General features: G+C 61.2%; 19 protein-coding genes and 1 pseudogene. 8 read left to right on the top strand and 12 right to left on the bottom strand.

What is annotated here, in order from left to right; all coding sequences use genetic code 11:
* The first annotated feature begins 69 nt into the window (after nucleotides 1-69).
* Nucleotides 70-1026 carry a LysR family transcriptional regulator gene (locus tag PQQ95_RS27555; protein ID WP_408443134.1) on the top strand — a complete coding sequence of 319 codons (957 nt, stop codon included), beginning with the start codon at nucleotides 70-72 and terminating at the stop codon, nucleotides 1024-1026.
* A 37-nt stretch (nucleotides 1027-1063) separates the two neighbouring features.
* Here the strand turns inward: PQQ95_RS27555 and PQQ95_RS27550 are convergent.
* Nucleotides 1064-1325: pseudogene (locus tag PQQ95_RS27550) on the bottom strand (nucleoside hydrolase); the annotation flags it as partial.
* A 68-nt stretch (nucleotides 1326-1393) separates the two neighbouring features.
* Nucleotides 1394-2338, bottom strand: a complete 945-nt coding sequence (locus tag PQQ95_RS27545; protein ID WP_408443132.1) for a hypothetical protein — start codon at nucleotides 2336-2338, stop codon at nucleotides 1394-1396.
* A 125-nt stretch (nucleotides 2339-2463) separates the two neighbouring features.
* Here PQQ95_RS27545 and PQQ95_RS27540 point away from each other — a divergent pair, with 125 nt between their 5' ends.
* The 4 genes from PQQ95_RS27540 to PQQ95_RS27525 all read left to right on the top strand — a co-directional run bounded on the left by PQQ95_RS27540 (nucleotide 2464) and on the right by PQQ95_RS27525 (nucleotide 9436).
* Nucleotides 2464-3309: a M15 family metallopeptidase gene (locus PQQ95_RS27540; protein ID WP_408443129.1), complete on the top strand. Its 846-nt coding sequence runs from the start codon at nucleotides 2464-2466 to the stop codon at nucleotides 3307-3309.
* A gap of 268 nt (nucleotides 3310-3577) precedes the next feature.
* Nucleotides 3578-7486 (top strand): type VI secretion system membrane subunit TssM, encoded by a 3909-nt coding sequence (gene tssM / locus PQQ95_RS27535; protein WP_408443128.1) that lies wholly within the window; start codon nucleotides 3578-3580, stop codon nucleotides 7484-7486.
* Complete coding sequence (gene tagF / locus PQQ95_RS27530) at nucleotides 7483-8475, top strand: type VI secretion system-associated protein TagF (protein ID WP_408443125.1); 993 nt, start codon at nucleotides 7483-7485, stop codon at nucleotides 8473-8475. Before tssM ends, tagF begins: the two co-directional genes overlap by 4 nt.
* Nucleotides 8476-8494: 19 nt before the next feature.
* Nucleotides 8495-9436 (top strand): OmpA family protein, encoded by a 942-nt coding sequence (locus PQQ95_RS27525; RefSeq protein ID WP_408443123.1) that lies wholly within the window; start codon nucleotides 8495-8497, stop codon nucleotides 9434-9436.
* Nucleotides 9437-9517: 81 nt separating this feature from the next.
* Here the strand turns inward: PQQ95_RS27525 and tssA are convergent, their stop codons facing one another.
* The 9 genes from tssA to PQQ95_RS27480 all read right to left on the bottom strand — a co-directional run bounded on the left by tssA (nucleotide 9518) and on the right by PQQ95_RS27480 (nucleotide 20349).
* Nucleotides 9518-10627 carry a type VI secretion system protein TssA gene (gene tssA, locus PQQ95_RS27520; RefSeq protein ID WP_408443120.1) on the bottom strand — a complete coding sequence of 370 codons (1110 nt, stop codon included), beginning with the start codon at nucleotides 10625-10627 and terminating at the stop codon, nucleotides 9518-9520.
* Between the two features lie 66 nt (nucleotides 10628-10693).
* The gene (gene tssH / locus PQQ95_RS27515; protein WP_408443117.1) at nucleotides 10694-13369 is read right to left on the bottom strand and encodes a type VI secretion system ATPase TssH; all 2676 of its coding nucleotides are present in this window, start codon (nucleotides 13367-13369) and stop codon (nucleotides 10694-10696) included.
* A gap of 35 nt (nucleotides 13370-13404) precedes the next feature.
* The gene (tssG, locus tag PQQ95_RS27510) at nucleotides 13405-14499 is read right to left on the bottom strand and encodes a type VI secretion system baseplate subunit TssG (RefSeq protein WP_408443115.1); all 1095 of its coding nucleotides are present in this window, start codon (nucleotides 14497-14499) and stop codon (nucleotides 13405-13407) included.
* Nucleotides 14463-16301 (bottom strand): type VI secretion system baseplate subunit TssF, encoded by a 1839-nt coding sequence (gene tssF, locus PQQ95_RS27505; RefSeq protein WP_408443113.1) that lies wholly within the window; start codon nucleotides 16299-16301, stop codon nucleotides 14463-14465. The genes tssG and tssF overlap by 37 nt, the downstream gene beginning before the upstream one ends.
* Nucleotides 16302-16428: 127 nt before the next feature.
* Entirely contained in the window at nucleotides 16429-16908 is a 480-nt protein-coding gene (gene tssE, locus PQQ95_RS27500) for a type VI secretion system baseplate subunit TssE (protein ID WP_054036473.1), read from the bottom strand.
* Between the two features lie 83 nt (nucleotides 16909-16991).
* Nucleotides 16992-17495 carry an Hcp family type VI secretion system effector gene (locus PQQ95_RS27495; RefSeq protein WP_054036475.1) on the bottom strand — a complete coding sequence of 168 codons (504 nt, stop codon included), beginning with the start codon at nucleotides 17493-17495 and terminating at the stop codon, nucleotides 16992-16994.
* Between the two features lie 72 nt (nucleotides 17496-17567).
* The gene (gene tssC, locus PQQ95_RS27490) at nucleotides 17568-19058 is read right to left on the bottom strand and encodes a type VI secretion system contractile sheath large subunit (protein ID WP_408443110.1); all 1491 of its coding nucleotides are present in this window, start codon (nucleotides 19056-19058) and stop codon (nucleotides 17568-17570) included.
* Between the two features lie 18 nt (nucleotides 19059-19076).
* A complete protein-coding gene (tssB, locus tag PQQ95_RS27485) occupies nucleotides 19077-19625 on the bottom strand; it encodes a type VI secretion system contractile sheath small subunit (protein ID WP_408443107.1) in 549 nt (182 codons plus the stop codon).
* Nucleotides 19626-19662: 37 nt separating this feature from the next.
* Entirely contained in the window at nucleotides 19663-20349 is a 687-nt protein-coding gene (locus PQQ95_RS27480; protein ID WP_408443104.1) for a tetratricopeptide repeat protein, read from the bottom strand.
* 361 nt (nucleotides 20350-20710) lie between these two features.
* Between PQQ95_RS27480 and tssJ the strand changes: the two genes are divergently transcribed.
* The 3 genes from tssJ (at nucleotide 20711) to icmH (ending at nucleotide 23568) form a co-directional block, all read left to right on the top strand.
* The gene (gene tssJ / locus PQQ95_RS27475) at nucleotides 20711-21337 is read left to right on the top strand and encodes a type VI secretion system lipoprotein TssJ (protein WP_408443152.1); all 627 of its coding nucleotides are present in this window, start codon (nucleotides 20711-20713) and stop codon (nucleotides 21335-21337) included.
* A 108-nt stretch (nucleotides 21338-21445) separates the two neighbouring features.
* The gene (tssK, locus tag PQQ95_RS27470) at nucleotides 21446-22792 is read left to right on the top strand and encodes a type VI secretion system baseplate subunit TssK (RefSeq protein WP_408443101.1); all 1347 of its coding nucleotides are present in this window, start codon (nucleotides 21446-21448) and stop codon (nucleotides 22790-22792) included.
* On the top strand, nucleotides 22789-23568 hold the full coding sequence (icmH, locus tag PQQ95_RS27465) for a type IVB secretion system protein IcmH/DotU (protein WP_408443098.1): 780 nt from the start codon (nucleotides 22789-22791) through the stop codon (nucleotides 23566-23568). The genes tssK and icmH overlap by 4 nt, the downstream gene beginning before the upstream one ends.
* Before the next feature lie 122 nt (nucleotides 23569-23690).
* Here the strand turns inward: icmH and zwf are convergent, their stop codons facing one another.
* Nucleotides 23691-25172 (bottom strand): glucose-6-phosphate dehydrogenase, encoded by a 1482-nt coding sequence (gene zwf / locus PQQ95_RS27460; protein WP_408443095.1) that lies wholly within the window; start codon nucleotides 25170-25172, stop codon nucleotides 23691-23693.
* Nucleotides 25173-25258 lie beyond the last annotated feature (86 nt).

The raw sequence follows: 25258 nt of genomic DNA, 5'->3' as shown, positions 1-25258 counted from the left end.
GCCCCAGGCAAACAACCAACCCCAAAACAAACAGAAAAAAACCTTATCCCCCAAACTGGAGTTTGAATCGTGATTGACAGAATAACTGCAATGCGGACATTCATCCGAATCGTGGACACCAACAGCTTCACCCGCGCAGCGGAGTCCCTCGACATCCCCCGCGCAACCGCGACAACCATCGTCCAGAATCTGGAGGCGCTGCTAGGCACCGCCCTCCTGACCCGCACGACGCGGCGCCTGAGCATTACCCCGGAAGGCGCAGCCTACTACGAGCGCTGCGCGCAAATCCTCGCCGACATCGACGAAATGGAAGCGAGCCTCCGTCACGCAACAGACAACCTGACCGGCCGCCTGCGCATTGAAATGCCCGGCGCAGTAGCAAGCACCATCGTCCTGCCGGCGCTGGAAGATTTCCACACCCGCTATCCGAATCTCGATCTCGCTATCGGCATCAGCAACCGCTCGGTAGACCTGATCTCGGAAGCCATCGACTGCAGCATCCAGCTAGGCGAATTACCGGATTCGAATCTGATCGCACGGCAACTAGGCACCCTCGAGCACGTGACGTGCGCAAGCCCGGCCTACCTGGCCCGCTACGGCACGCCCGTCGACCTCGACGATCTGCGCGGACACGCAGCCGTTAATTGCATGTCGCCGCATAACGGCCGCGAAGTCGACTTCGATTTCGAAGTGGACGGTGAAGCGCAAAACGTCAAGGTCAAAGGCTTCGTCAAAGTCAGCGACGAGCAGGCTTATCTCACCTGCGGATTGCAAGGACTCGGCCTGATTCAACCCGCGCGAATCGCCGCGCAACCTTATCTCGACTCAGGACTCTTGCGCGAAGTGCTGCCGCAATGGAAACCCGTGCCGATGCCGGTCTCGGTCGCGTATGTGAAGAATCGCCGGGTGTCGCCACGCGTGCGGGCCTTCGTCGACTGGCTCGCGGAGTTGTTCGAGCAGACCGAACACGTCGATCAGGACCTGTCGCGGGTCCGTCAACTGTTGCGCGGCCTGCATCCCGCCTGAGGCGGGTTTCAGGCAGGCGCGCAACACCACGGACGCGCTAGTTCGGTAGTGTCACCGGCACCGGATGCGTCAGCAGATCAACATGGAAATTGGAAAAGCCCGGATTGTCGAAGCGTTTAACCACTGTCATCTTCAAACCCGCCGGCGGCGAACTGGTGTAAGCGGTCGACTTGCCGTCATTGGCGCCGAAGCTCGTATCCACGCCCCCATTCCTCCACCGCCTGCGTCGCAAACGACGGACGCATCAGATACGCGAGCGTCAGCGTGTCCCAGATGTTCGTGGTGCAGTTCGGATTCGGCGGATATGAGCCGTGCGGATCACATGTCTGGTTGCCGCGAGTCACAAGGACCCGCGGCACATACCTGATTACGGTTGGCGCGCCTGCGGCGCCGAACCCGGACAGGCGGGGTCTTTACCCCAGGATCCATCGCACACGCGCCAGCGGCACAACTGGTCTTCGAAGAAGCCGCGTTGTCCGCACTCTTTTACGCGTTCGGCCAGCTTGGCGTTCCCAGGAGCAGCCGATGCGCTGACCTTGGTGGCCGCATTGCCGTCCGCCGCTTTCGTGTCAGCCGGCTTGGTTCGTGCCACGAGCGCGGCCAATAGATCGGCATCCGAATCATCTTTCGAAGCGTTACCGGCCGGGCGCGATTTCTTCGTTTGAGCCACCGCCGTCGGCGCGCTCGCGTGATGATTGCTTGCGCTCGCGTTTTCCTTCTTGCCGTGCGCTGCCGTTTCGTGTTTCGCATTGCCGGCAATAGCCGTCGAGCTCTTGCGATGCTTTGCCGCCGGCACTACAACCGCCGACGCGGCCGTCGCGGACGCAACGGGTGCGGACGCGTTGCTCGGCTCGGCGCCATCGGCAAGCGCGCGCGACAAGCGGTTTTCATCACCGCTTGCGGGTGCACTCGCGGACGCCGCCGGCGCCTTGCTATCGCTGTCGTCAGCAACGATCGTAGCCGCTTGCGACGATGCAGCCGCCGGCGCCTCCGCTTTCGCAGTGACCTGCGGCGCACCGCTGGCGGCCGACGCAGGCGCAGCAGCTTTCCCGGCGCCGACGGGCGTGGCTGACGCCAGCGACGCTGTCTGCAAACGCTGCTGCATGTGCCACGCCCCCCAACCACCGGCCGCGATCACCAGCAAGGCGACCAGCAGGAGCGGCGTTTTCGACCGGCGTGGTTTATCGGCAGGCGGCGCGACGCGGCCTTCCAGATTCGCGAGAATTCGCGAACCATTGCCATCGGCGCCCTTAGCCTTATCGGATAACAGGCTAGGTGGGGCTTTGGAATTCGAACTTTCCGGCGCACTCATTCACTGTCTCATTGAATCCTGGATTATTTCGCCGTGATAATACCGTTCCGGCTCCTCTCCGAGCAGGCCTGATTCTAAGAGCAAGCATTACAAAATACAATTGTTTCCAATTTCCGGGGTCGACTTTGATTGCCGTAGTACTTCTCGCCTATTTCGCCGTCGCCGTTGTGATCGCCGCAATGCTGCTATTGCCGGCGGTACGCGCCTCTTTATTAGGCGCCGCACTCGCCATTCATGGCCGCGTTATGCGTGGAGCATCTCAAGGTGCTTTACGGGCTCGCGGTCAATTAGCACGCTCGGCAAAAATTTCGCAATCCACTGCAGCCGATATGCAAAAGTTACTGGCAAAGCGGCGCTTGCTGATTTTTACCACCACAGGTATTCTTGCGACGCCTCCATTGGTGGCATTGGCTTTACGCGGCCGGCAATTATTCCAATTCGACGACACTGCACGAGTACCGGATGAGAAAATTGCCGCGTTATTGAATGGCGAACAGCTCGTGCCCCCGCCGCCGCTGCCGCCCGAGGTATTTGCAACGCAGGAAGTGGAGCAGATCCGGCCTGCGCTGAAAGATGCGAGCCGCGACTGGAATTTGCTCGACGCCGATTTCAGAACGCGTTTATTGCTCGTTTACAAAATCATGCACGAGCAGTATGGGTATGAAATGGCATTGCTGGAAGGTTATCGCAGTCCAGAGCGGCAAAACCGCCTGGCGCAAATGGGGGGCAACGTCACCAATGCCGCGGCGTTTCAAAGCTATCACCAATACGGTCTTGCCGCGGACAATGCGTTTTTGCGCGATGGCAAGCTCGTCATTTCAGAAAAAGATCCCTGGGCCATGCGAGGTTATCAGTTATACGGACAGACGGCCGAACAGGTCGGCCTGACGTGGGGTGGCCGCTGGAAATTGATGGATCTCGGGCACGTTGAATATCACAAACCCGGCTTCGTCCTGGGGCGTGGTCATTAAGGCGAAATCGGTAATAACGAGGTTGGCAATGGGGTGTTCAAGTAAATTTTCTGGCAAAAATCGGCAATGCCGCCTGCATAACGGCATTCATCCAATCGCCGCCGGCGGAACATCTTATGGCGGATTTAACAATCCGGCCGCATTTGCTTTCGCCTGAATATGCTTTCTTTTTGTTTCAAACGCCGCGCAGGCCGATTTTGCCCGCGCTCGCGCCATGCTGTTTGTCACACACGCGCCACAACACCCATCACCAAGACCTGAACGGCTTATGCGACGCATTCTTAACGTGTTGACCCATCCACGCACGCTCTCGATCATCGGCCTACTCGCGCTCGCCGCTGTTTTATTCATCGGCGCCGATACCTTGCAGATCGACCTGATGTGGCCCGCCATCGTGCTCGGCGCGGTGATCGCGCTCTGGTTGCTGGTCTGGGTGGTCCGCCGTCTGCGCGCGCGGCGCGCGAACAACAAGCTCGGCGAGATGCTCGAGCAACAAGCCGAAAAGCAGAGCGACACCGGCCCCGCGCCGACGCCCGCGCGCCAGGCCGAACTCGACGTGCTGCGCACGCGCCTCGTCGACGCAGTGAAAACGATCAAGACCTCGAAGATCGGTCAGATGTCCGGCGGCTCGGCGCTGTATGAAATGCCCTGGTACATCGTGATTGGCAATCCGGCCGCAGGCAAGAGCAGCGCGGTACTGAATTCCGGCCTGCAATTTCCTTTCGCTGACAAGAACAACGCGGTCATTCACGGCATTGGCGGCACGCGGAATTGCGACTGGTTCTTCACGACCGAAGGCATTCTGCTCGACACCGCCGGCCGCTATTCGGTGCACGAGGAAGACCGCACCGAGTGGCTCGGCTTTCTCGGCCTGCTCAAGCGCTTTAGGCCGAAGGCGCCGATCAACGGCATCATCGTCACGGCGAGCATTGCCGAGTTGACCGGCAGCAAGCCCGAGTTCGCCATCAACCTCGCGAAGAATCTGCGTCAACGGGTGCAGGAACTGACCGAGAAGCTCGAAGTGTTCGCGCCGGTGTATGTGATGTTCACCAAGGCCGACCTGATCACGGGCTTCACCGAATTCTTCAGCGGCAGCGACCGTCATGAATACGACCGCGTGTGGGGCGCCACCCTGCCCTATGAGCCGGACGAAAAGCGTGACGTGGTCGGCCTCTTCGACGAGCACTTTGAAGAGCTCTACGACGGCCTGAAAGAAATCAGTGTCGCGCAGATGTCGATCAATCGTGGCAACAAGCTGTCGCCGGGTCAACTGAGCTTCCCGCTCGAATTCTCGACGATCAAGCCCGCATTGCGCGCGTTCCTCGCCACGCTGTTCGAAACCAACCCGTTCCAGCACAAGCCGATTTTCCGCGGCTTCTACTTCACCAGCGCGCTGCAGGAAGGCGAGACCAACAGCGCCGCCGCCACGCGCATCGCCAACCGTTTCGGCCTCTCCGCGGAGAGCCTGCCCAAGCCGCATAGCGCGTTCTCGAAGAACGGCTTCTTCCTGCGCGACCTGTTCTCCAAAGTGATTTTCGCCGACCGGCAGACCGTCAAGCAGTTCGCGAGCCCCGCCAAGACGCGCATGCGTTATGCCACGTTCTTTGGCTTCGTCGCGGTGCTCGCGCTGGCGCTCGGCGGCTGGACGTGGTCGACAATCGGCAATCAACAGCTCGCCGACAACGTCAAGGCCGACCTCGACAACGTGGTGCGCCTGCAGCAGAACCGCAACGACCTGCAATCGCGCCTGCAGGCCATGGATATTCTCGAAGACCGCATCGACCAGCTCGAACAGTTCCGCCGCGACAAACCGCTGGCAGTGTCGCTCGGGCTGTATCAGGGCGACCGCCTCGAACAGCACCTGCTCACCGAGTATTACAACGGCGTGCGCCAGATCCTGCTCGACCCGGTCTCGCAGAATCTCGCGTCCTTCCTGAAGGACGTCAACGCGCACCCCGATCAGCTCGCGCCGCTGAACCGCACGCCAGACGCCGCTGCGATTCCAGTGTCCGCGCACACGGCGATGGCGGCGAACAGCCAGGGCGGCCTGTATAGCGACGCGTCGCCGACCAACGTCGAAGACGCGTACAACGCGCTCAAGACCTACCTGATGCTGAGCGACAAGCGTCACGTGGAAACTGCTCACCTGACCGATCAGGTCGCCCGCTTCTGGCGTGGCTGGCTCGAAACGAATCGCGGCAACATGCCCCGCGACGAGATGATCCGCAGCGCCGAGCGCATGATCACCTTCTACCTGTCACGCGTATCCGACAACGACTGGCCGATGATCGACCAGAACCTCGGCCTCGTCGACCAGACGCGGGAAAATCTGCGCCGCGTGGTGCGCGGCATGCCGGCCCGTCAGCGCGTCTACGAGGAAATCAAGGCGCGTGCGTCGACCCGTTTCGCGCCGATGACCATCGCGCGCATCGTCGGCGAAAACAATACGGCGCTGGTGGCCGGCAGCTACGCAATCCCCGGCACCTTCACGCGTGAAGCGTGGTTCCAGTACGTGCAGCCGGCGATCCGTGACGCCGCTACCAAGGAATTGCAGGCCAAGGACTGGGTGCTCAACACCTCCGCACACGACGACCTGACGCTCGAAGGCAGCCCTGAGCAGATCCAGAAAGCACTCGTGGCGATGTACAAGACGGAATACGCAATGCACTGGCAGAAGTTCATGCAAGGCATTGCCGTGCAGAACTTCGGCAGCTTCGGTCAGGCCGTGGATGCAATGAACCGTCTCGGCGATCCGCAGGATTCGCCGATCCGCAAGGTGCTCGAAACCGCGTACGACCAGACCTCGTGGGACAACCCGTCGCTCTTCAATGCGAACCTGAAGCGTGCGCAAACCGGTGTGACCAGCTGGTTCAAGAACTGGTTCTCGCGTGCGCCGACCGGTCAATTGAACGCCAACATCGACATCAACGGCAATCCGGTCGAAGTACCGATGGGACCGATCGGTCAGGAGTTCGCGGCACTGGGCCGTATCGTCGTCTCCGGCGACAACGGTTCGATGTTGAAGGGCTACATGGACACGCTCTCGAAGGTGCGTACGCGCTTTAACGTCATCAAGAACCAGGGCGATCCGGGACCGGGCGCGCGTCAGCTGATGCAGCAGACGCTCGACGGCAGCGGCTCCGAGTTGGCCGATTCGCTGAAGTACGTCGATGAACAGATGCTCACGGGCCTCACCGATTCGCAACGCAAGGCGCTACGCCCGCTGCTGGTGCGTCCGCTGATGGCGGCGTATGCGGTGGTGATCCAGCCGGCCAGCGTCGAAGTCAACAAGGTGTGGAACGCGCAGGTCTATCAGACCTTCCAGAGCTCGCTGGCAAGCAAGTATCCGTTTGCGGGCGATGCGAAAGTCGAAGCCGGCGCCGGTGAAATTGCCCAGGTGTTTGGGCCGGACGGCGCAATCGCCAAGTTTGTCGGCACCACGCTCGGACCGCTCGCGGTGCGCCGCGGCGACACGCTGACCTCGCGCACGTGGGGCGATATGGGTCTTGCCCTGACGCCGGACTTCACCAGCGGTTTCGCGCGCTGGGTGGCCCCGCTTGCCGGCGGGGCTGCCACCTCGGGTGGCCAGAGTTCCGCCGAACCGCAGACCGTGTTCCAGATCCTGCCGCAGCCTAGCAGCGGCACCACGGAATACACACTCGCGATCGACGGCCAGCAAATGCGCTACCGCAATACGCCGCCACAGTGGACCAACTTCGTGTGGCCAAATCCGTCGGGCTCACCTGGTGCGACGCTGAATGCCACCACCTTCGACGGCCGTACGCTGCAACTGGTCAACGAGCCGGGCCGCTACGGTCTGGAGAAGCTGATCAACTCGGCGCAACGCAAGCGCCGTCCGGACGGCACGTTCGATCTGTCGTGGACGCAAGGCAACGTGACGGTGGCCGTCAGCATGCGCATCATCAGCACGTCGCAAGCGTCGGGCGGCAGCAGCGACGCGCCGCAACAGCAAAGCCTGCGCGGCTTGCGACTGCCTTCCTCGGTGGCGGACGTGAGCGCCGCGGCGAATTCGGTCAATGCGACGGCCGCGGGTGGGCCAGTACCAACAGGAACACCGGGGGCGCCAGGCGCCGCGCCAGTTGTCGTGCCGGCTTCGCCGGCGGCACGGTCCGCAACGGCGGCCGCCACGGTTTCGAACACAGGGGGTGCGCAATGACGCAAACCGTGCAGGCGCAAATCGCCTACTTCGGCAAGATTCCGTCGCGCGGCGACTTCGTCAAAAGCGCGCATAACCCGCAGTTGCTGGCCACGCTCGACCGCTGGATCGCCGAAGCGATGGAGTTACTCACCGACGATCCGCGCTGGAAGATCGTCTACGAAAACGCCAAGCCGATGCATTTCGCGTTCCTCGGTTCGCGCAGCAAGCTGGCCATTGCCGGCCATATGGTGGCGAGCCAGGATCAATCGTCGCGGCGCTTTCCGTTTCTTGCCGCCACGGCGCTTGAAGTCGAAAAACCACTGACGTTCCTCGCGCACAGTCCACTGGCCTTTGCGCGCCTGTGGTCGCGCATCGCCTCGCAGATGAAGCCGCTGCTCGGTACGAGCGAGCCGGCCGGCGCGTTACATGCGCTCGGCGAAACGCAAGTGCCGATCGAAATCGGCGGCGGCCCGGGCAATCCGCACGACGGCACCTTCAACGACTTCGTCGAACATCAGACGCTCTCCGGCCTCGAACAGATGCTGCTCGCCAGCGGCCATCCGGTGCGTTTGCGCGGCGCGATGCTGGCGCTCGGTTCGCTGCTGCGTCCGGTGATGCAAAGCGGTTCATCGCATCTCGAACGCGGGTTGACGCTGCCGCTGCCGAACGATCCGTTCTATCGCTCGCTCGTCGCCGCGTTCTGGCTCGAACTGATCGCACCGTTCGTCTCGCAGGCCGATTTCGAACTGGCGATTTTTATCGGCACGATTGCCGAGCGCGAACGGCTCATCATCGGCTTTAACGGCGCCTCGGCCAAAACGCTGCACAGCGTGGTCGATCCGCAGGCGTACGCGGCACATAACATCGATATCGACGATCCCGAGTGGATCGACGAACACGCACAAAACGACCATGGCATCAGCAAGCTCGTCAGCTATCTCGACCAACCGCAACTGTCGTTGCGTGTCAGCATCGACACGTTCCGCGAAGCCTTCACGGGAGCGTGACACGATGTCGAGCCAACCCATGCGTATAGCCTCGCTTCTGGCGGGCCTTCTCATCAGCGCGTTCGCCCATGCCGACAACGACGGCCCGGCGCGCGTCACGCCGGTCGACAACAGCGGCATTGCGATTCGCACGACGATTCTGCCCGCACCTTCGCCGGCGCAACCGGGCAATGCCGGGCCCGCGGTCAGCACGGCCGGCCTCGCCAGCGGCACCACCGGTGCCGGCACCGGCGCGATCAGCGCATCGCCGCCGCCCGCCAATGCAACGCCGGGCCAGGTGGTGGTAGGCGGCAAGGTACCGGACGAAGCGACCAAGGCGGCGGTGCTCGCGCGTCTGCGCGACACCTACGGCGCGGCCAACGTGGTCGATCAGATCGAAGTCGCCGACGTCGCGACGCCGCCGAACTGGTCCGCCAACGTGCAAAAGCTGATCGGCCCGCAGTTGAAGCAGATCAGCAAAGGCCAGTTGAAGATCGACGGCACGCAGATCGACGTGAAGGGCGAAGTGCACAACGAATCGCAGCGCCAGCAGCTCGCAAGCGATATGGCGAATGCGCTGAACCCGACCTATACGATCAAGAACGGCCTGCGCGTAAGCGCATCGGAACAGGGCCTGCTCGATCAGACGTTGGCGAATCGCACGATCGAGTTCGAGACGGGCAGCGCAACGCTTACGCCACAAGGCCGCGCGATTCTCGATCAGATGGCGGCCGTGTTGTCGAAGATGCAAACGAAGACGGTGGCGATCATCGGCCATACCGACAACGCAGGCAATCGCACCTCGAATATCGCGCTGAGTCAGGCGCGGGCGGACGCGGTGAAGGGTTATCTGGTCGCCAAGGGCATCCCGCCCGAGCAGATGTCGACCACAGGCGTGGGTCCGGATCAGCCGATCGCATCGAACGATACGACCGATGGGCGAGCGCGTAACCGACGTATTGAGTTTCGCGCGGGGTCTTGAGTTGCTGCTTGCTTGACTTGGTGAAAAAAAAGCCTGGCACCGATTTCGCTGCCAGGCTTTTTGTTTGCACTCAATAAAACGCTAGCTGTTTTCTTCGGGCTTTACACCCAACAACTCGCGAATATGCGCGAGTGACCCATCGTCCTTCACCACCGAAGACAACCACTGATGCAACGGCATATCCGCGCATTCCGCCGCCTTGTCCGCAAGGTAAGCGGCCGGGTTATGCGGCTCGGTGCTGCGAAAGAATTTGGCCACAGCACGCAACTGCGCGACGGCTTGCGCACGGCTCTGGATTCCGGCAATCGGGCTGATCGTGGTCGGCATGGTCGTCAACACGGGTTCCTCGCGTTGCGGTGAAGTCTTGAAGGTAGGCTCGGCGCGTTCGTGCTCTTCCGGCTTCGGCGCTTTCGGCGGCGACGCCTCGGCGCTGACACCCAGTTCGCGTGCGAAGCGTTCCGCCAACCGGTAGACGCTTTCGTACGCATCTTTCGCCTGACGGAAGCTCGGCGCTGAATCGGCGGCCCGCTGGTCCAGTTGCTGTTCGAGTGCGAGCATCGCCGCTTCGAACGCTTTCAGATCGACCAGCAGCGTCGCATAGAACGCTGATGGCGTGGCACGTTTCGACGCCTCGATCTGCTCGATGGAAGGCTTGCCGCGCGCGATGTCGTCGGCGTGATCCGGATCTCGCTTGACCGCCTGTGCGACATGCGTGGCCACGTCCCAATCGATCGTGCTGTACGAACTGCCTTGCGAGGACGTGAGTGGCATTGCCCGCAGCAGATCGCCGGTGCGGCTGACCAGCCATGCGACGTTGCCGAGGCGGTATTCGGTGTCGTCGCCTTCGGGCAGCGGATGCACGTGCTCCCAATACTGTTCGCACAGCCCCGTCAGCAGCCCATACCCTTGCGTGAGACCCGTCACGCCTTCTTCGATGGCCAGCGCTTCGGTGAGCCAGACAGCGAGACGCAAGTCCTTGGTCTGCGTCTGCAGCAAGTTGCTGGAGCGTTCGACCACGAAGGGCCAGTCGGCCTCCTTGATATCCGTGACCCATTCGCCCTGATCGAGCGATGGGTCTTCGAATCGGCGCGCGTGCTGGATCGCGTCGAAATCCGCGGAAAACAGCAGGTCTTCGCCGCAAGGCGAGGCATCGCTGATCGGCGCCAGCAGCGTGTTCAGATTAGTCGGCATGACAGAAAGCAATAAGTATCCGGTACTTCGGCATTAAAAAATGGGCAGCGGCAGGAACATGCCGCTTTACACCACTGTGTATTCGAACTCACCCGCCTCGCTCGCACGCACCGCGATACGTTCGATCGCCGCGCCATTCGCCATACGCTCCAGCACCTGCTGCGCGACCTCGGGCAGCAGCGTGCCATTCAGAATGTGGTCGACATTGCGCGCGCCGGAGTCCACTTCAGTGCAGCGCGCCAGCACGGCGTCGACAAGCGATTCGTCCCACTCGAAAACCGCCTTGTGATTCGACTCGATGCGGCGGCGAATCCGCTCCAGCTTCAAATCGATGATTTCGGCGAGCACGTCGTCGGAGATCGGGTAGTACGGCACCACTTTCATACGGCCGAGGAATGCCGGCTTGAACGTCTTGTACAGTTGCGGTCGCAACGTCTCCGCGAGTTCGTCCGCATCGGGCAGTTCTTCGGCGCTTTTGTTCAGGCATGACTGCATCACCGCCTGTGAGCCGACGTTCGAGGTCAGAATGATCAGCGTGTTGCGGAAATCGATCTCGCGTCCTTCTGCGTCATCCATCGTGCCCTTGTCGAACACCTGGAAGAACATTTCCAGCACATCCGGGTGGGCCTTTTCGACTTCGTCGAGCAGCACCACCGAATACGGATTGCGACGCACCGCTTCGGTCAGCACACCGCCCTCGCCGTAACCGACGTAGCCCGGCGGCGAGCCCTTCAGGCCCGACACGCTGTGTGCTTCCTGGTACTCGCTCATGTTGATCGTGACCATCTTGCGTTCGCCGCCGTACAGCACATCGGCGAGCGCTAGCGCGGTTTCGGTTTTGCCGACACCCGAGGGTCCGACGAACATGAACACACCGCGCGGTTTGTTCGGGTCTTCAAGATTCGCACTGGCGGTGCGCACGCGTTGTGCGATCGCATCGAGCGCGTGGTCCTGGCCAATCACACGCGCGGCCAGCAGCGGCTGCAGATTCAGCACAGTCTGGATTTCGTCCTTGATCATGCGGCCGAGCGGAATGCCGGTCCATGAAGCGACGATTTCAGCGACCACGTGGCCATCCACCTGCAATGGAACCATCGGCTGGCCGCCCTGCAATGCATGCAATTCCGCAACCCGCGTGGCCAGCGTCTCGCGCGCCTGCTGCGCCTTGTCGGCTTGCGCGGCATCTGTACTGCTCACGCGCGCGGCGTCGATTTCCGCGCGCAAGCCGACGATCTCGGTCACCAATGCCCGTTCCTTGTCGTAGCGCACCTCGTCAGTGGCCAGCTCTTTCACGTCTTCTTCGCGCAAGCTGCGCAGTTCCGCGAGCCGCTCGTCGTGCGATGCGCCGCTCGCCACTTCACGTTCCAGCGCGGCGATTTCGGCGTCGATGCGTTCGAGCCGTTTCTTCGTGTCGTCGATCGCAGCAGGCGTCGAGCTATGCGCGAGCGCGACTTTCGCGCAGGCGGTGTCGAGTACGCTGATCGCCTTGTCCGGCAATTGACGGCCGCTGATGTAGCGATGCGACAGACGTACCGCTTCGGTGATCGCATCGTCCAGCACGCGGACATTGAAATGCTTCTCCATCAATGCGGCCATGCCCCGCAACATCGCCGCCGCGAGTGTCTCACCCGGTTCTTCGATCTTCACGACCTGGAAGCGCCGCGCCAGCGCCGCGTCTTTCTCGAAGTACTTCTTGTATTCGCTCCACGTGGTCGCCGCGATGGTGCGCAATTCACCGCGCGCCAAAGCCGGCTTCAGCAAATTCGCCGCGTCGTTCTGCCCGGCCTGGCCACCCGCGCCGATGATCGTATGCGCCTCGTCGATAAACAGAATGATCGGATGCGGGCTCTTCTTCACCTCGTCGATTACATTCTTCAGGCGGTTCTCGAACTCGCCTTTGACGCTTGCACCGGCTTGCAGCAGGCCCATATCCAGCACATGCAACGCGACGCCTTTCAGCGGCGCGGGCACGTCGTCCGCCGCAATGCGCAGTGCGAGGCCTTCGACCACCGCCGTTTTGCCGACGCCCGCCTCGCCGGTCATGATCGGATTGTTCTGCCGCCGACGCATCAGGATATCGATGGTCTGGCGAATCTCGCTTTCGCGGCCGATCACAGGGTCGATCTTGCCTTCGCGCGCGCGCTGCGTGAGATTGCTGGTGTAGGTGTCGAGCGCAGGGGTTTTAGAAGGCGCACCGGGTGCTGAATCGGCAGTCGCTGCATCGCTCACACCTTCTGCAGCGTTCTCCGCCGCGTTGCTACGTTCGACCTCGCGCGATCCCGCGGTCATTTCGTCAAACTTGTGCTTCAGATCCGTCACCCGCACTTCGCGCAGCAGCGGCGACATGCGCTCGGCAAACTGCGCGAGGTCCGGCGCCGTCAGCAACGCGAGCAGCAAATGCCCCGAGCGAATCCGTCCAATCTGCGAATCGAGCGACGCGATCAACCACGCCTGTTCGAGCAAATCGATCAGATGCTTCGAAAACACAGGCGTGCGCGTATTGCCCGTCTTCAACCGCTGCAATTCGCGCTCGATATCCGAGCGCAAAGCATGGGCGTCGACCCGGCTCACACGCAGCACCAGCGCGACATCGCTCGCCGGTTCATCCAGCAGCGCTAGCAACACGTGTTCGAGGTCGACCTCATAGTGACCGCGCGCGAGACAGTTGTTCGCCGCGAGCAACGCCGCCTGCCGGCAGGTCGGATTCAGTTTGGCGATCAGGGTATTGAGGGACGTGCTCATGTCGTGCGATCCAGGTCCTGGTTCTATCGTTATGGTCAGTGAATCACGTGCAATTCGTAGCGGGCGTCCGCTCGGTCACGGTCGGCTTCCCGCGTGCACAAAAAGGCGTCCCAGCCGAGGCGCGCGCCGCCGCTCAGCATGCTGGGGCCCACTTCCTTCCGGCGCAGCACCAGAGAGACCTCGTATTCGAGCGTCACGCCGGCGAGCAGCGTCAACATGCGTTCGAGCGCTACCGCGTGGTCGGCACCGGGTAAAAACGCCTCGTAGTCAGATTTGTCGAGTGGTCCGATCACCAGCCGCGCGCGCATGTCGCGCTGCCAGACCCGCTCGCCCGCCAGCGCGGTGGCGCCGAGTGTCGCGTTGACACCACCGAGCACGGTCAATTGATCGCGCGGCACGTCGTACCATTTGCCGACGAACTGCTCGACGCGCACCCGCACCTTGAAGTACTCGGACAGCGTGCGTTGCAAATAGGCCGCTGAAACCGGCCGGTGCCGTGCCGCCAATGCATAACCGGCGATCGCTTCGTCGAATAGCGCGCCTTCGCCGTTTTGCAGACTGTTGCGCGTGTCGTCGTCGGCAACGCCTGCCAGCGCGAGCAACAGCGGCAGATAGCGTTCGTCGCGATCCAGTTCGTAATGAAACGGCAGCCGGTACTTCTTCCACGCCGCGTAGAACAGCGCGGTCGCGCGATTCGAAAATACATCGAAGAATTCGCGCGCGGCCCGGTCGCGCTTGATCTGCTCGCGCGCGATGATCTGCTCGGTGTAATGCAGTGGCAAGGCGCCCTGCCCACCCAGCAAACCAAAAAACGCCGGCGTGATATCGACCTTGTGGAGCGAACCCGTTTCGAGCGCGGCGGTGCGTTGCGGCTTCTCTTTCAGCGCCGCGCCTTCATCGTCGTAAGACTGTGCGCTGTGAATTTCGCTAGGCGGAAACGACATCGACAGCGAATTGCGAAAGGCAATCCGCTGCGCGACGATTTCGCCGGGGCGTCCATTATTCGACGGCGTTTGCTGGGCGAACCACTTCTCGAGAATCCGCACCGCCTGAAAAAATTCGAAGCGATGCGGCTCGTCGAGAAGTTGCTCGACTACGCCAGGATCGATTCGCCGCTGCGCGGTTTGCATCGCAGAATCTCCTCGCCGGTGCGCTTCGACACGACGACCAGTTGCACAAAGCTGTTCAGATGCACGTACAGCCCGAAAAACGTATCGATCACCCGCACGAACGAGGCGAGACTCGTACCGACGAAATGCTCTTCGTCGATCGTCAAGCGAATCTCGATGCCGCGCACGAAGGTCGCAAACGGTTTGCCCGGCAGCCATTGCACCGCTGCGCGCTGCTCGATGCCGACCAGGCCGTCGATATGCCGCGCCGACACTGCCGTGCGCCGCAAATCGTAAAGCACCAGCATTTCCTTGAGCGCCGACAGGCCGCTATTGGCAAGCGACACATGATTCAGCGCCAGATGCGAAATCAGCCGCCAGTGCGAGGCGCGCCCGCGCTCGAAACGCACGCTGGGCGTCGGCCTGCGCAGCATCGCAATGCTGCCGGTCAGTGAACCGCCCTCCAGAAACAGATCGCCGCCTTCAAGGCCCACAGCGAGCCCGGCCGGCAGGTCGCGATTGGTACACGTGAGATCGAGACTCAGCGTATCGGTTTGCGGCGCGGCCGGTTCGAAATCGATATCGACGATCGAGATTTCGGTTTCGTAACCCGGGCTTTTCTGCGCGACCCACTCGTTGCGCCGCGCGAACCAGTAGTGCCCCGCACGGGCGGCTTCGCCATGATGCAGCGAATAGAACGGCCGGAATTCGATCACCGATTCTTCATGCGCCTGTTGCCGGACGAGTTTCACCGAGTCGATCGAATACACCTCGTACGCGAACGCGCGGCGCGCTTCGGCGATCACCGGGTAAGAAATCGCCTGATGACTGATGCGGATCGGTTCGCCGTGCTGTTCGAACAGGTTCACCACCGGCGTGCAGAACAACCGGAAATGATGCGCGGACAACGAATCCAGCAAACGCGCGATATGCGAATCGCTGCGTACTTCCTTGAGCACGACGTGCAGCGTCAGACGCTGGCAGCGGCCGCTCGCGCGCGTCATCGCCGCCAGATTGAAATCGGCGAAATTGAATTTTTCGGGGAACGCGAAGTATTCGGTCAGCAACCGGTACGCCGGATGCGATTTGGCCGGATAGTCGATCAGCGCATCGTCTTCGTCAAAACCCGCTTGTACGACAGGCGATTCACGCAGTTGTGTCCACACGCCGCGGCGGTCAGCTTCGACATACGTGGCCATCGCGTTGACGAACAGGCAGTCCGCCAGCGCCGCGATAAACGATTGTTCGCCGTGCAGGTGCGTGCGCAGCGTGCCGACTTTCAATGCGGAGAGATCGAGCTGCGCCGCCGTCGATTCGAACGTGATGGACACGATCGCCGTGGCATTGCCCGGCAACACGGTCGCACTCGGCGCCATCGCCACCGACGTGTACTTCGCCTCGGAGAGTCGGATCGGCGCCAGCGTCACATCGTAGGCGGTGCGGAAACGGCATTGCACCCCGCGAATCGGGCGCGACTTGAGTTCGGTGCCCCGCTCGACCAGCACCGGTTCGGTCAGATGACTAAGCGCCGCCGACGTACCCAACTGCGCAATCGAACACGAGGGAAACGGCCGCAGGTAGTGCGGATATAGCACTTCCAGCAGCGCTTCGGTGAATTCGGGGTAATCGTCGTCGAGCTTCTTGTTGATGCGCGCGCCCAATAGCGCGAACGATTCGATCATCCGCTCGACGTGCGGATCTTCACAGTGCTCGCCTGACATCGCGAGGCGCGCCGCGATCTTCGGATAGCGTTCGGCGAAATCGCGCGAATAGCGCCGCAGAAATGATAATTCGCGCTCGTAGTACGGCAGCAATTCTTCCATCGATCTATCCCCGAACCTGAACCGTCTCCGCCCAAACTATCGCCACCATTGCGCGTAACGGCGGCGGCAAAGCGGTACTCAAGACACTAAAACGCAGATACTAAAATCCAGCCGCCAAAATCAGGTACTAAAGCTTCGCGCGTGCGCGCGTCACCGAATATTGCAGCGTAGAAGGCTGCAGCATCGCATCGAAACTCACCGGTTCTTCCGCCGGATGCACCACCAGCAGCGCCTGAATCGCAAAGTTCAACGCGTTGGTGGATTGTTCGTTCAATTCGAGCGTGACCGCTACCTGCTGCAAGCGCGGCTCATGCCGTGCGATTGCCTGTTGAATCGACTTGCAGATAAACGTACGGTCGTAGTGACTCGCGAGGCTCAAGCCCGCGAAATCGTTCAGGCCGTAGGTAAGCACCGAGCGTTGACATTCCGGCAGCGCCGCCAGTTCGTGCTCGGTCAGGGCGATCCGCGTATTCAGGATCGCCTCGACGTCGCGTGCGACGGTGGCCTTCAACTCGTCCAACGACAATTGCCGCATCGCCGGAGAAGCCGGCAGATGCGGTTCGTCGTCGAACAGCTTGTCGAGAAAGCTGGGTTCGAAGCGTTTCATCAGCGTCCGAAAAACCGGTTCGACGCGAGGCGCACGCGGCGTGCGTCAACCTTTTCAGGCCGCGCGCCGCGTGTGCCCCGGCATCAGACCGCGTACGTCTTGTCGTTTTTCGTCAGGCTCCACGCGCCTTGCGCGTTGCCGCCCTGGTTGCCGCCGATCTTCTGCTGCGTGTACTTCCACTGCACGGCAGCGTACTTCAGCGAGAACTGTTCGGTCGGCAGGCCTTCGCCCACCACGCTCGGCGTGGCGCTCGAGATGATCACGTACTTGAGCTTCACTTCCAGGTACTTGATGCGATTGCCTTCGCCGTCCGAACGCATGAAGTCGATCGTCACTTCGTCGAACGTGGTGCCGCCCGATGCGTGTTGATAGATCAGCGGGCTGACCACGTCGATGTCTTTCGTGAACTGCATGTCCGCGTGCTCGCAACGCTCGGACGTATGACCGCCTGCCGTCGAAGCCGTTGCCGAACGCGGTTGCGTAATCGAGTGGCTCCACGAATCGATTTCGATCCAGCCAGCATGATCTTTATCGGCAGACTCGCCTTTGATCGCCGGATTGCCGAATTTTAAATAGATGTCCTTCATAACTCATCGACTCCCCAAAGAGGTGGTTTTAACAGCTAACCCGCGCGGCCGGCACGGGTTTTCTGGCTTCGTTTATGAATTTGCCGGTTTCGGCAGGTCAGCGACAAGCCGCAAAGAGATCGACAGCTCGTCCAGTTGAAAGTGCGGGCGCAGGAACGCGACCGAACGATACGCACCAGGCTTGCCCGGAATCTCCGAGACCTGTATCGATGCCTCGCGCAGCGGGAACTGCGCTTTCTGCTCCTGGGTCGCGTTGTCGTCCAGCAGCACGTACTGCGAGATCCAACGGTTCAGGAATACTTCGACGTTCTGCGCCGATGCGAAGCTGCCGATCTTGTCGCGCATCATCGCCTTCAGGTAGTGCGCCACGCGCGATACCGAGAAGATGTACTGCAGCTGCGCGGACAGCACGGCGTTCGCATTCGCGCTATCGGTGCTGTATTTCTTGGGCTTCTGCACCGATTGCGCGGCGAAGAATGCCGCGTAATCCGAGTTCTTGCAGTGCACGAGCGGAATGAAACCGAGGTCGCTCAGTTCCTTTTCGCGGCGATCGGTAATCGCGATTTCGGTCGGGCATTTCAGCGCGACTTCGCCGTCGTCGGTCTTGAACGTGTGGGTGGGCAGGTCTTCCACCAGACCGCCGCCTTCCACGCCGCGAATCGCCGCGCACCAGCCGAAGTCGTCGAACGCGGCTGTCAGACGCGCTGCGAAAGCCCACGCTGCGTTACACCACAGGTATTTGCTGTGATCGGTGCCGTCCACGTCTTCGACGAAGTTGAAGCCTTCCGCAGTGGCGCCGTCTTTCGGATTGAAAGGCAGGCGACCGAGGAAACGCGGCAAGGTTAGGCCGACATAGCGCGAGTCTTCGGAGTCGCGGAACGACTTCCACTTCGCGTATTCGACGGTGTCGAACACCTTGCCGAGATCGCGTGGCTTGCCCAGATCGGCAAACGTCTCGAGACCCATTAATTCAGGCGACGCCGAGGCGATGAACGGTGCGTGCGCCGCGGCAGCAACATGCGCCATCTGTTCGATGAAATACACGTCTTCAGGCTGACGCGTCACTTCGAAGTCGCCAATGATCGTGCCGAACGGTGCGCCACCGAAGGTGCCGAACTCTTCCTCATAGACCTTCTTGAAGAGCGCGCTCTGATCGAATTCGATAGCGTTCTTGAAGTCGCGCACGAGGTCGCGTTTCGGCGCGTGGAGCGCCTTGATCTTGACTGTCGAGCCGGTATTGCTTTCCTTGCAGAGGTAGTCGAGGCCGCGCCACGTGCTTTCCATGCGCTGGAATTGCGGCGCATGCATCACCGCGCTCAATTGCGCGGAGATCAGGCGGTCGAGTTCCGCGACGCGCGCGTCGATGGTGGCCGAGAGGTTGTCAGACACCACCACGGTGCCGTCGAGCACCTGGTGCACAAGTTCGCCGATCAGGTCTTTCGCGCGCGCATGTTCGGAATCGGACTTCGCCACCCGGCTTTTCTCGACGATTTCGTCGAGCAGCGTGGATTCCGTGCCGCCTTGCGCGGTGGCGAGTTGGGCTGCTGCCGTTTGCTGGTTCATCTCACACCCCGTACGTACTTATTCGCCCTGCTTGTCGTGATCCGGCGCACCGGCGTGCTGGTCTGCTGCGTTGCCCTGATCTTTCGCCAGCGTCTGCAGTTGCTGCGTGTTGTTGAGCACCTCGCTCAGCAGGTCCTCGAGCTTGTCGTTGCCAGCCAGCTTGTTGCGCAGGTCGGCGAGCTTCGAGCGCGCTTCGAGCAGACGGCGCAGCGGCTCGATTTGCGCGACTACCTCATCCGGATTGAAATCGGCCATTGACTTGAAACGCAGGTCGACGGCAAATTTGCCGCCCGCTTCGCTCAGGCGGTTTTCCACCTGAAACGCGGCGCGCGGCTCGATCGCTTTCATCACGTCGTCGAAATTGTCGCGATCGATATTGACGAACTTGCGATCGCGCAGCTTCGGCTGCTCGACTTCGGACTGGCCTGCCAGATCGGCAATCACACCGACGACGAACGGCAGTTCCTTCACCTCGATCGCATCGCCGCGCTCGACTTCATACGTCAGTTGAACGCGGGGTGGCCGCACTTTTTGCAAACGTTTTTGAATACTTTCTTTCTTCGCCATCGTCGGCTCCCGGATGCAGATGGATCAGGCGTGGGGCTCAGCGCAGCGCGCTGAACGGATCGGACGCGCCGCCGCTTTGCGCGGCTTTGGCGGGTGCCGCAGGCGCCGGTGCGGCGGGAGCAGCGGGAGCAGCCGGCGACGTGGCCGGAGCCGCGGCGCTGGTGGTCGCGTCCGGCGTATCCGCGGGCTTGCCCTTGGCGACGTGGCGAATGATGCGTTTCTTCTTCACGGCGGGCTTGTCGTTCGGGTCAGGCGGGAACAACGTGGCTTCGCCGAGCGTATCGCGCAACTGCTTGGCGAGCGCCTGCGCGTCCGACTTCGCATCGCCCGCGAGCGATGCGTCCTGACGCAGTTCGCCGAGCGATTGCGTGGCCACGCGCAGGCCGGCTACCGCCAGCACGCTCTTGGCCTGGCGATCCGTCTGATCGCGCTGCAACGCTTCTTGCGCGGCGACGATGGCCTGACCGTAATGGCCCTGCGTGAACTGGATTTGCGCGATGCGCGACCACGGTTCTTCACGTGTCGGATCGGATTTTGACAATTGCTGATAAAGCGCGATGGCGCGATCCTGATCACCACCCTTGGCGACGGTATCCGCGTCCGCGAGTTGCTTATTAAAAGCCTCCGGTGTGGTCGCTGTATTGTTGCCTTGTGTCGCGCAACCGGCAATCACGCCGCATGCCAACACTACCCCAGATAGTTTTACTAACAGACGCTCATTCATCGTTTTTCACCGACGTGCGATTTTTTTAATTCAAGGAGAAACCGGATTTTGCTTTGCTTCAACTGCGCGGGTATAGTACAGGCCAATTTTCGATAATTCAACTTTCGTGTGAAGAAGCATTGCACAAAAAAATGCATGTGGATGATTTAAACGAAACAGGCAGAAATTGTTTCCTGGTGCAATAGTCGCATTGCGGAGAACGGAAAAAATTTCCGTACACCGGTCTGCAAAGAGCCGAGTGCGGGAGAACAATGCGTCTTGCATAAAGCGGCATTACGCGGCATAGCGTTGCTGCAAATTTTCCGGATTGAATTCGTTATTGATGTTTTGACGGGGGACGGCGCCGAGCCGGTCGATGTATATGAATTCGCGTCTTGTTCGCCATGCATCGCTATTGATTGCCAGTGCCGCGGCGTGCGCGTTGCTGGGCGGCTGCGCGGCCGCCGTGCCGGCGCTGGGAGCCGCTGCCAACGCGGTTCTGCAGGCGAGCGGCCTCGGCAAGCCCGAGGTGCCGGACGCACAAAAACCGCCACGCGATGTCGGCCTCACGTTATATGCCGCGCCGAATCTGAATGCCGCCAATGACAAACGCCCATTAGCGCTGGTCGTGCGGCTTTATGTTCTGAAAGACCCCACTTCATTCCAGCAGGCGCCATTCGACGCATTTACCGATCCGGCCAGGGAAAAGACCCTACTCGGCGGCGATCTGCTGGGTGTGCGCGAAGTGACACTGATCCCCGGTCAACGTTACGTCGTGACAGAAAAAGTCTCGCGTGAAGCGCAGGCATTCGGTATCGTCGCTCTATTTCGCGATCCGGCGATGCAACGCTGGAAATTCGCCTTCGACCCGGCGAAGTCGGAGAAATCCGGCATAATGATCGGGCTGCATAACTGTGCAATGACGGTGACCAACGGTACGGTGATCCCGCCAGAACAGGGATTGCCCGCCCAGCCGTTAAATATGCTGTCTTCGGTAAGCTGCGGCTAAAGATGCCGCGCAAATACGATTTAACAGTTTTTAGAGAATTAACAATGTGGCGTTGGAATCGGTTATCTCCGGACGCGCCACACGCTGAACGCATATAACAGGTTTGAGATGAGTTATTCAGCAAAAGTGCTCTGGGGGGAAGGCCTGTTTCTGAGGCCGCAGCATTTTCAGCGTCAGGACGCCTATCACGAGGCACGCCTGTTCGAATCGATCCAGGCAATCCAGCCGTACAACTGGGGCGTGCGTTCGGCGCGCCTCGACCGCGACGCGCTCGGCAGCAATGTGCTGCGCGTGAGCGAACTCTCGCTGGTGTTTCCGGATGGCGCGCTCTACTCCGCGCCGCAAGCCGACGGACTGCCGCCGCCGATCGCGCTCGACACGCTGCCCGACGGCATCAATGAGTTCACTTTTTATCTCGCGCTGCATCCGTTGCGCGAAGCCGGCGCAAATTATTCGCAAGACAGCAATGCGGGTTTCGTGTCGCGTTATGTCAGCGAGCAGACGCCCGTGGCCGATCATTTCACGGACGCCGCCGAAGCCGACATCACCTTCCTGAAGACCAGCGTTAAACTCATTGCGCATAGCGAGCCGCGCGACCAGTTGCTGTCGGTGCCGCTCGTGCGCGTGCGCCGCACGGCCACCTCGGGTTTTGAAATCGACGACACGTTCGTGCCGCCCTGCCTCGCCATCGACGCGTCGCCGATCCTGCATCAGCGGCTGCGCCAGCTGATCGACGCGCTGCAGGCCAAAGTCAACGCGCTGTATGGTTTTCACCGCGAACCCACCAAGAACATCATCGAGTTCCGTTCGGGCGACATCGCCTCGTTCTGGCTATTGCACACCGCGAGCGCCGCGTTCGCCTCGCTCGCGCATCTGTATCAGCATTCGGCGCTGCATCCGGAACGTCTGTTTCAGGAATTGCTGCGTCTGGCCGGCCAGTTGATGACGTTTTCGAAGGGCTATGCCTTATCCGATCTGCCGGCTTACCGACATGACGATCCGGGCCCCGGTTTTGCGCGTCTCGACACGATCCTGCGCGATCTGCTCGAAACCGTGATCTCCACGCGCTACTTCGCCATCTCGCTCGAAGAAGTGCGCCCGTCGTTTCATGCGGGCCGTCTCGATTCGGGCAAGATCGACGACAAGACCCTGTTCTACATTGCCGTCTCCGCGGATATGCCCACCGCCGAACTCGTCGAAGCCGTACCCGCCCGCTTCAAGGTCGGTGCGCCGGACGACGTCGACAAGCTGGTTCTCTCGGCCATGCCGGGCGTGCGCCTCGTCTACACGCCACAAGTGCCGCCCGCCATTCCGGTGCGGCCGGGCGCGTGCTACTTCTCCTGCGAATCGCGCGGCGCCCTGTATGACCGCATGTTGCAGGCCCAATCGGCAATGATCTACGCGCCGTCGGGCATCAACGATCTTCAACTCGAACTGATCGCCGTCACATCATGAGCTACGCGCCTTCCCTGTTTGGCGGCAGCACGCCTGCCGCGACGCCCGCCCCCATGACCGAGCCGAGCTATCAGGTCCGCTCGCTGCTCGATCTGCTGTACGACGGTTTCTTCATGCTGTTTTTGCTGAAGAACGGCCGCGAGCCTGGCGAGGCGCACGAATTCAGCCAGCGCATCCAGCAGTTTCTCGGCGACTTCGAGCGCGGTGCGAAAAAACTCAATGCGTCGGCGGAAGATGTCTACGCATCCAAGTTTGCGTTCTGCGCCGCGATCGACGAATCGGTGTTGTCGTCGACTTTCAAGATTCGCACGGAATGGGAACGCCGGCCGCTGCAACTGGTGCTGTTCGGCGAGCAACTGGCCGGCGAGAAATTCTTCCAGTATCTCGAGGAATGCCGTGCGCAAGGCGCCGCGCGTTTGCAATCGCTCGAAGTGTTCCATATGTGCCTGCTGCTCGGCTTCCAGGGCAAGTATCTGCTCGAAGGACCGGAAAAGCTCGCCTATCTGACCGCGCGCATCGGCGACGAAATCGCTCACATGAAGGGCAAGCGCGCACCGTTCGCGCCGCATTGGCCGTTGCCGGATCAGGTCGCCCACCGGCTCAAGCGCGAGGTGCCGTTGTGGTCAATCGGTGCGGTGTTCGCGCTGGTTGGGCTGCTCGCTTATCTCGGCCTGAATACGTATCTGCGCGATCAGACGTTGCGCACGCTTGCGCCGTATTCGCAGGTGGTCAAGCTCGGGCCGCAATCGGCCACGTTGACGATTTCGTTGCCGTAGGCCAGAACGGCTCACACGTAACAAAAAAGGCGGCTCGCAAAAACGGGCCGCCTTTTTTCAATGCCAGTCGCACAGGTCAAAGCGCCGACGTACCCCCGACGCCTACTGACCGCCTGCTCTGCTTACTGCGATTCTTCCGCCCACACGGCGTTTTCACGCGCCATCAGCGCCGTCGACGCAGCCGGTCCGAACGTGCCGGCCGTATAGCCACGCGGCTTGTCGCCCGACTTGCTCCAGCCTTCCAGAATCGGTTCGGCCCATGCCCATGCGGCTTCGAGTTCGTCGCGGCGCATGAAATGGGTAAGGCGGCCGCGAATCACATCGATCAGCAAACGCTCATACGCTTCCGCGCGACGCTCGGTGAAAGCCTGCTGCAGATCCAGATTCAGATTCACCGGCAGCATGTGCATGCCGCTGCCCGGTTCCTTCGCGAGCATTTGCAGCTGGATCGACTCTTCCGGCTGTAGCTGGATCACGAGACGGTTGCCGTAGTTGCGCCCACCGCTCGGAATGATCGAGAACGGCAACTCGGAAAACTCGATGACGATTTCCGACACCTTCTTCTGCATACGCTTGCCGGTACGCAGGTAGAACGGCACGTTGGCCCACCGCCAGTTGTTGATATGTGCGCGCAACGCGACGAAAGTCTCGGCGCGGCTGCCGGCCGGCACGTTGTCTTCCTCGAGGTAGCCCTTCACCGGCTCGCCATTTACCGCACCGGCCGTGTACTGGCCGCGCACGGTATCGCGCGCAATATCCTCGGGCGTCATGGGACGCAGCGAGCGCAGCACCTTGAGCTTCTCGTCGCGCACCGCGTCCGGATCGAGCGACACCGGCGGCTCCATCGCGACGATGCACAGCAATTGCAACAGGTGGTTCTGCACCATGTCGCGCAGCGCGCCGGTTTTATCGTAGAAGCCCGCGCGGCTGCCCACGCCGACCTCTTCGGCCACGGTGATCTGCACGCGCTTGATATACGGCGCCTGCCACAGCGGGCCGAAAATCGCATTGCCGAAGCGCAGCACCATCAGGTTCTGCACGGTTTCCTTGCCGAGGTAATGGTCGATCCGGTAAATCTGCGCTTCGCTGAAATGCTTGCCGACCGCCGTGTTGATCTCCTGCGCGGACGCCAGATCGTGGCCCAGCGGTTTCTCGAGCACGACACGCGAATTCTCGTCGACCAGTCCCGCCGCCGAAAGGTTGTCGCAAATATTCGTGAACAGGTCCGGCGAGGTCGCGAGATAGAACACGCGCCGCACGCCTTCGCGCGACACTTCCTTCAGACGCTGGTAATCCTCGATCGAATCGACGTCCATCCGCACGTACTCGAACAGTGCGAGGAATTTATCCCAGGCGGCGGCATCGAACGCCTTCTTTTCGATGAAGGGCTTCGCCTTCGCTTCCATGAATCCGGTGATGTACTCCTCACGCGACCACGGCTTGCGGCCGATCGTGAGAATGCGGGTATCCGGCGGCAGATTGCAGTGCAGATGCGCCATGTAGAGCGCGGGCAGCAGCTTGCGGAACGACAGGTCGCCGGTGCCGCCGAAGATGATCATGTCGAGCGGCAGGTCGGGGGTGGCAGAAGCATGTTGGGTCGTCATAGCGCGGTCGCAGCGTCGTGGTAGGCGTCAAATCAACGGACAAAGGGCAAAAAAACGCCGGCGGACCGGCGCTTTTTTCTGGCAAA

This window comes from Paraburkholderia caffeinilytica (assembly GCF_046030355.1).
GTDB lineage: Bacteria > Pseudomonadota > Gammaproteobacteria > Burkholderiales > Burkholderiaceae > Paraburkholderia > Paraburkholderia caffeinilytica_B.
Note: the sequence above shows the minus strand (reverse complement) of the source record. Positions and strands in the feature narration are given on the sequence as shown.